Origin of the sequence: Paucilactobacillus kaifaensis (assembly GCF_005405145.1) — a bacterium.
Classification (GTDB): Bacteria; Bacillota; Bacilli; order Lactobacillales; family Lactobacillaceae; genus Paucilactobacillus; species Paucilactobacillus kaifaensis.
In genome coordinates this window covers 1-1,689 of the sequence record NZ_BJDM01000036.1, presented here as the reverse complement: position 1 = coordinate 1,689, position 1,689 = coordinate 1, and the positions used below count along the sequence as shown (strand labels likewise).

Sequence of the window (1,689 nt, the reverse complement as noted above, 5' to 3'; positions counted from 1 at the left end):
TGCGATAATCCCTTTGTGGTTGTCAGATGAAATGCAATAATTCATCTGATGATTATGGAGGGATTTTTGTATGTCCAGATCTAAGTTCACAGTTCTCGAGAAGCTCAATTTAATTGAAGATTATCAGCAGTCGGGGCTCCCTAGGGCTACTTATGAAAGACAGCATGGAATCGGTAAAGATACACTTAGAAGTTGGTTGATACGTTATCAAAGAGATGGTCTAGAAGGCCTGCAAGAAGCAAAGAAGAATATTCACTATAGTAAGGAGTTGAAGCATACAGTTGTCTTTGCGTACTTAAATGGAGAAGGTACATTTGGTGAGTTGGCGGACAGATATGGTCTGCGTAACGCTACCCAAGCACAAAACTGGGTTACCAAGTATAATGAGGACAAACCTTTGACGGCATCGCCGTCCAGAAAGCGGGTCCCCACTATGCCTAAGAAGACAACTTTCGAAGAACGAATTGAAATCGTTGAGTACGTAGTCAAACATAAACATTCATACGCTGAGGCCGCAGAGCACTTTCAAGTCTCCTATCAGCAAGCACGATCTTGGGTGCTTAAGGCCAAGAACGGTGGTTATGAAGCTCTCGTCGATAACCGTGGTCATCACAGGGACGAGTCTGAATTGACTGATCTCGATAAGGCAAATCTTCGTATCCGCCAGCTGGAAGCTGAGCTTAAAGATAAAGAATTGGTGGAACAATTCGCAAAAAAATTGCTGGAACTTCAGCGCAAGGGGTGAATAAACAGCATCAACTGGCCTACGTCGCAATCAAAGAGGTCAGTCAAGGCAAGCGCGGTGCGCTTACCAAGTTATTAGCTGTTGTCGGCGTAAGCCGGCAGGCTTACTACAAAGGATTAAAGCGTGAAGAAACAGCTTGGGAAGTTCGTGATCGTCAACTCAAGGAACGGATACAATACTGGTTTGATTTCCATCATCAGAGCATCGGTGCTGGGAATCTCTTAGTGAATCTACAGCATGATGAATCGATTACGTTTGAAGTTACCTATAAAATGGTTCGGCGTGTGATGCGAGAGCTTGGACTGAGGTGTCAGATTCGAGTCAAGAAACACAGTCGTCAAAAAGCTAGTGAGCAGTACGTCCAAGACAATGTCTTAAACCAAAATTTTGATACAGACGCGCCTAACAAAGTTTGGTTGTCCGACTCGACTGAATTGAGATTCGGCCCGAATGGTGAATACAAAATTCGACTGAGTGGCGTTCTTGATCTCTATGGACGCCTTCTCTTGGCACACAACCTCAGCATTACCGAAACCTCAGCTGCGGAAATCGAAGTGTTCCAACGTGCATTTGATCGTGTTGGAGACGTTCATCCATTGATTCATACGGATCGCGGCTCAGCTTATACATCTGGTGCCTTCAACAACTTTCTAGGCCGTTACGATGTGATACGCAGTATGTCTCGTCCAGGCACACCATACGATAACGCGCCGATGGAACGTTGGTGGAATGAGTTTAAATTGCGTTGGATGGAGCGTCATCCGATGCCTAAGACCCTTCAAGAACTCGAGAAGCTGGTTGAAGAAGGTATTGAATACTTTAATCACCACAACCGTTCAGCACAAAGAAACGGCCTCACTCCAGATGAATACTGGAATGAAGCCGCTTAGAAACAGATTCAATTTTTTATTATTTCATCTGTCAACTTGACAGGGCCTAGTGCA

2 protein-coding genes are annotated in these 1,689 nt (G+C 44.8%); both read left to right on the top strand.

From position 1 onward, the window contains the following. The first annotated feature begins 70 nt into the window (after nt 1-70). Nucleotides 71-745, top strand: coding sequence for a helix-turn-helix domain-containing protein (locus FFM51_RS08645; RefSeq protein ID WP_137598218.1), 675 nt, complete (start codon nt 71-73; stop codon nt 743-745). Beyond that, nucleotides 742-1,635 carry an IS3 family transposase gene (locus FFM51_RS08640; protein WP_035456720.1) on the top strand — a complete coding sequence of 298 codons (894 nt, stop codon included), beginning with the start codon at nt 742-744 and terminating at the stop codon, nt 1,633-1,635. The genes FFM51_RS08645 and FFM51_RS08640 overlap by 4 nt, the downstream gene beginning before the upstream one ends. The last annotated feature ends 54 nt before the right edge of the window (nt 1,636-1,689 follow it).